Below are 5,495 nucleotides of genomic sequence, written 5' to 3'. Positions count from 1 at the left end.
TCGACGTGACGCCGTCCAAGAACATGCCGCCCAAGATCACGGGCCGGCCCGTGCTGAAGGTCGCGGCGGCCGAGGAGGCCGACGTCGACCTGTCGCGGTACGTCACGGACCCCGACAAGGACCCCCTGACCTTCGACGTCAAGGGCGTCGACGGCGTCACCACCACGGTGTCGGGCGCGGTCGTGACCGGCGAGGTCGACGCCTCGGTGCCCAAGGGCACCTTCCGCGAGCTGCCGATGACCGTCTCGGACGGCAAGAACCCGGCGGTCGAGACCGTGCTGACCGTCCAGGTGGTGCCGTCGACCAGGCAGCTCGCCAAGACCGCGCAGGACGTGGTGCTGGACGCCCACCAGGGCGAGGCCACCACGATCCCGGTGCTGGCCAACGACACCAACCCGTTCCCCGACAAGCCGCTCAAGGTGGTCGGTGCGGAGAAGGAGACCGGCACGGGCGAGGTCAGGTTCGACGACTCCGAGGTGGTCGTCACGCCCGGCGACGACTTCACCGGCGTCATGACGGTGCGCTACCGCGTGCAGGACGCGACCGGCGACCCCGACCGCGAGGTCGACGGCATCGCCAAGCTCACCGTCCTCGGCAAGCCCGAGGCGCCCCGCGCGCCGCGGGTCGAGGAGGTGCGTTCCGAGACCGTGGTGCTGAGCTGGGACCAGCCCAACAACAACGGCTCCGACATCACCGGCTACACCCTGCGGACGCAGAACGGTCAGGAGCACGCGTGCACCACGACCACCTGCACGTTCGACGGGCTCAAGAACAACGTGAAGTACACGTTCACCGTCACCGCCACCAACGCGGTGGGCGACTCCGTGCCGTCCCCGGCCTCCCGTGAGGTCCGGCCGGACGCGAAGCCGGACCAGCCCGCGCCGCCGACGCTCAAGTTCGGCGACAAGAAGCTGACCGTGACCTGGAAGAACAAGGCGTACACGGACCGGTCCCCGATCGAGTGCGTCAACCTGGAGATCAGCCCCGCTCCGGCTGACAACGTGACCCAGAAGACCTGCCAGGCCGGGAGCAGCGTCACGTGGAGCGGGCTGGAGAACGGCACGGCCTACACCGTGCGGGTCCAGGCCAAGAACAAGGCGCCGGAGCCGTCGGAGTGGTCCGAGCAGTCCGCACCGGAGACCCCGGCAGCGCCCCCGTCCGCGCCGGCCGCGCCGACCGCCACCCGGGTGAACACCGCCGTGGGCGGCCAGATCACGGTCAAGTGGACGGCGCCGGCCAACAACGGCGACGCGATCTCCAAGTACTGGCTCGGGGTCTACACGGGCGGCGAACTGGTCAAGGCGATCGACACGACCCGGACGACGCAGACCGTCCAGGAGCTGTCGACCGACTCGACCTACACGTTCCGGGTCCGGGCGATCAACAAGGCCGGCCATGGCGACGCGAGCCCGTTCTCGAACGAGGTGGTGCCGTACGGCGTCCCCGACGTCCCGGGCAAGCCCACCGCGAAGCTCGGCTCCACCACGAGCGGCCAGGCCGACGTGAGCTGGAGCCGGGTCTCGGAGTTCCGGGGCACCGGTGCGCGGTACGAGGTCTCGGCCAACGGCACGGGCAACCCGAGCGCGGGCAACAACAACACCTACACGTACAAGGGCCTGAACAACGGCACGGAGTACACCTTCCGGGTGCGGGCGTGCAACGCCAACGCCTGCTCGGACTGGTCGGCCGCCTCGAACGCGGTGACGCCGTACGGCCCGCCGCCCACGCCGAAGATCACCGCCACCGGTGAGGGCGGCAAGGTGACGTTCACCTGGGACGCGCGCGCCGAGAACGGCCGGCCCACCACCGTCAGCGTGACGGGCGCGATCACCAGCACGTCGAAGAGCGGCACCAAGTCGGCCACGGCCGGCGCCGGGGTGACCAAGAAGGCCTGCGTGACGGTGACCGATTCCGTGGGCGGCACGTCCAGCGCCTGCGACTCGGCGGCGGGCCTGACGCCGAAGGCCTGGGTGACCGTGGGAGGCAACAGCGGCGACTGCTCCACCTGCCGCAACTGGGTGCTGAACTGGTCGGGGTTCGACTCGGGCAACCACCAGGTGGCCTGCTGGGCGGGCAACACGCAGAAGTACGACCAGGACAGCCCGACCTACTGGCACGACATCCACGAGCCGCACTCGCGCACCTGGGCGGGGAGCACCAAGTACCCGATGAACGGGTCCAGCGGGACCCGGACGCTCTCGTGCTTCATGAGCTCCAAGTACAACGGGGCGGAGGTCGCGTTCCGGGTGGACGACAAGCTGTACCAGATCTCGAACTGGAACAGCTGACGTCGGCACGGCGGTGACGCGGGGCGCACGGGCAACCGGGCGCCCCGCGGTCGCGTGACGCCGTGAGTTGGACGCTTGCCCAGGCGAATTGCCCTACTTGTCGTTACGCTGCCGCCGAAGCCGGGTTCGACCAGTTGGTCCGCTCTGCACTGTGTCGTGACCACGACCTGGATCTCGAAAGTAAGGACCGCAATGCTCGCGCAGGCATTCACCGCACGCCTGATGGACGGCAAGCTGACCGTCGGCAGCGACCACGAGACCTCCCTCTGCCGGCACTACGGCAGCCACCCCGGAGTCCGGACCACCTCCGAGCACGGCGAGTACTGCGCCGTCGTCGACCACACGCCGCTCCCACCGGCCCGTGCGGAGGGCGAGACGAGCGTGTTCCGCGGGGCGGCCGTGGACATCGGCGACCGGTGGGCCTTCTTCGACAGCCTCGCGCCGGCGGCCGGGTTCGTCCGGGCCGGGCTGCTGTCCAACCTCGCGCCCTCGTGGGACCTGTTCGAGGCCGCCGAGGTGCGCTCCTACTGCACCGAGCACTGCTGCGACGAGCTGGCCCTCGTGCTCGGGCGGCAGGTCTACGACGAGGCCGAGATCGACGAGTTCTTCTCGCAGTTCGCCGCCTCGACGGCCGCGTAGAGCGCTCGGACAGATCTCCGGCCCGGTACGAAGCAGGTTCGTACCGGGCCGGACGGCGCCTCGGCTGACCGGCTACTGCGCGTCTGCCGCCAGGCGCTGCGCGACCTGCGCCGCCTCGGCGGCCTTGACCTGCGCCTTCTCGGCCTTGCGCGCGGCCCGGGCGGCCCGCTTGGGCGTGCTGCCCTCCGAGCGCCGCTCGAACAGCGTGTAGATCACGGGCACCACGTACAGGGTCAGCAGCGTCGAGGACACGAGCCCGCCGATCACCACGAGCGCCAGCGGCTGCGAGATGAAGGCGCCGCCGCCGGTCAGGCCGAACGCCATCGGGGTCAGCGCCAGGATCGTCGCCGCCGCCGTCATCACGATCGGCCGCAGGCGCTGGCGCGAGCCCTCCCGTACCGCCTCGTCCAGCGGCCGGCCCTCGGCGCGGTACTGGTTGATCAGGTCGATCAGCACGATCGCGTTGGAGACCACGATGCCCACCAGCATCAGCACGCCGATGAGCGCGGCGACGTCCAGCGGCGTGCCGGTCAGCAGCAGCGCCAGCAGCGCACCCGTGGCCGCGAAGGGCACGGAGACCAGGAGGATCAGCGGCTGGCCGATGCTCCGGAACGTCGCGACCATGACCAGGTACACGATGAGGATGGCCGCCAGCAGCGCCAGCCCGAGGTCCGCGAAGGCGTCGGCCTGGTCGGACGCCACGCCGCCGATGGTCACGTCCGCGCCGCCCGGCAGGTCCAGGCCGTCGATCTCCTCGGTGAGGGCCACCGTCAGGGTGCCCAGGTCCTGCCCGGCCGGGGTGACCGCGACCGTGGCGCTGCGCTCCCCGTCCACGCGGGTGACCGACGCCGGGGCCGAGACCTCTTCGACGGTGACCAGGTCGCTCAGCGGCACCATGCCCGCCGCGGTCGGGACGTCGACCTTCTTGATCTCGGCCGCCGTGGCGGGCACGTCGCCCGCCACCACGACGTCGAGATTCGTGCCGTCCAGGTCGACGGTGCCGATGCTCGACTCGTTCATCGCGCCGGCCAGCAGGCCCGACACCGCGGCCTCGGTCAGCCCGGCCTCCGCCGCGGCGTCCCGGTCCACCGTCACCTGCACGGTCGACTGCTCGGCGGCGAGGTTGTTGGTCACGCTCTCGACGCCGTCGAGGTCCGTGACGGCGTCCTCGACGGTGCTCGCGGCGTCGGCCAGGTCGTCGGCGTCGGGCGCGGTGACCACCAGGTCCACGGTGGTGCTGGAGAACCCGGCGTCGCCGCCGGCCACGGTGACCTCGCCGTCCAGGTCGGCCGCGGCGATCGCGTCGCGGACGTCGTCCTGCACCGCCTCGCCGTCGGCGTCCTCGGCCAGGGTCATCGCGAAGGACGCGCTGGCGCCCGCCCCGCCCATGCCGAAGGCGGCGGCCATGCCGTCGCCCGACCCGACGGTGGTCTGCACGGTCTCGATGCCGTCGACGCCGGCGAGGACCTCCTCGACCTCCTTGGCGGCCGCGTCCTGGTTCTCCAGCGACGTGCCCGGCTCGAACTCCTGGGTGACCGACAGCGTGTCCTGCCCGGCCGCCCCGATGAAGTTGGTCTCCATGCGCGGCACCAGCGCGAGCGTGCCGCCCAGCAGCGCGATCGCGACGGTCAGCGTGACCGCCGGGTGCCGCAGCGCGGCGGCCAGCGACGGCACGTAGGCGCGCTGCCAGACGCCGCGGCGCTCCTTGAGCTCGGCGGCCTCGCGCATCGCGGCACCGCCGTCGACCGAGACCGGCACCTTGATGAACCAGTAGGCGAGCACCGGCACCACGACCAGCGCGACGACCAGCGAGGCACCCATGGCGATCGCCACGGTGACGGCGAACGGCTGGAACAGCTCCCCCGCCATGCCGCCCACCAGGGCGATCGGGGCGAACACCGCGATGGTGCAGATCGTCGAGGCGGTGATGGCCGCGCCCACCTCGCGGACGGCGGTGACGATCGCGTCCACGCGGTCCTCGCCGTAGGACAGGTGCCGCTTGATGTTCTCGATCACGACGATCGAGTCGTCCACGATGCGCCCGATGGAGATGGTCATGGCCGCGAGCGTGAGGATGTTCAGCGTGTAGCCGGTCAGGTTCATCGCCGCGAACGTGACGGCCAGCGACAGCGGGATCGAGATCGCCGAGACCAGAGTGGCCCGCAGCGAGGCCAGGAACACCAGGATGACGAGCACGGCGAACAGCAGGCCCAGCCCGCCCTCGGTGGTCAGGCCCTCGATCGACTCCTCGATGAACGGCGCCTGGTCGAACGTGACGGCGGTGCTCACGCCGGCGTCGTCGAGCTCGTCCTCGACGTCGGCCAGCACGTCCTGCACGGCGTGCGAGACGTCCACGGTGTTGCCGTCGGGCGTCTTGGTCATGGCGATGGCCAGGGACGGCTCGCCGTCCAGGCGCGAGAACGACGTGGGGTCGACGTCCTTGACGCTCACCTTCGCGACGTCGCCCAGGTGGACGACCTCGGGCGAGCCGGCCTCGGCCTCCGGCGACTGGCCGGTGGCGCCCGGAGCGCCTGCCGCGCCCGCTGCTGCGGCGGCGTCGGCTCCGGC

Annotated in this window: 3 protein-coding genes; 2 read left to right on the top strand and 1 reads right to left on the bottom strand. The window is 71.3% G+C overall.

The features are described 5' to 3' along the window. Together PROKR_RS11755 and PROKR_RS11750 are read left to right on the top strand one after the other, a co-directional pair. Positions 1–2,288 (top strand): fibronectin type III domain-containing protein (locus tag PROKR_RS11755; protein ID WP_169736392.1); only part of this gene is annotated, 2,288 nt, incomplete at its 5' end. Between the two features lie 156 nt (positions 2,289–2,444). After that, entirely contained in the window at positions 2,445–2,927 is a 483-nt protein-coding gene (locus PROKR_RS11750; RefSeq protein ID WP_169736391.1) for a hypothetical protein, read from the top strand. 72 nt (positions 2,928–2,999) lie between these two features. Here PROKR_RS11750 and PROKR_RS11745 read toward each other — a convergent pair. Continuing rightward, positions 3,000–5,495: efflux RND transporter permease subunit (locus tag PROKR_RS11745; RefSeq protein WP_051432903.1), on the bottom strand; the 2,496-nt coding region annotated here is incomplete at its 5' end.

The sequence above is a fragment of the Promicromonospora kroppenstedtii DSM 19349 genome (assembly GCF_000515355.1).
GTDB classification, from domain to species: Bacteria; Actinomycetota; Actinomycetes; order Actinomycetales; family Cellulomonadaceae; genus Promicromonospora; species Promicromonospora kroppenstedtii.
This window is presented reverse-complemented; position numbering and strand designations above follow the sequence as displayed.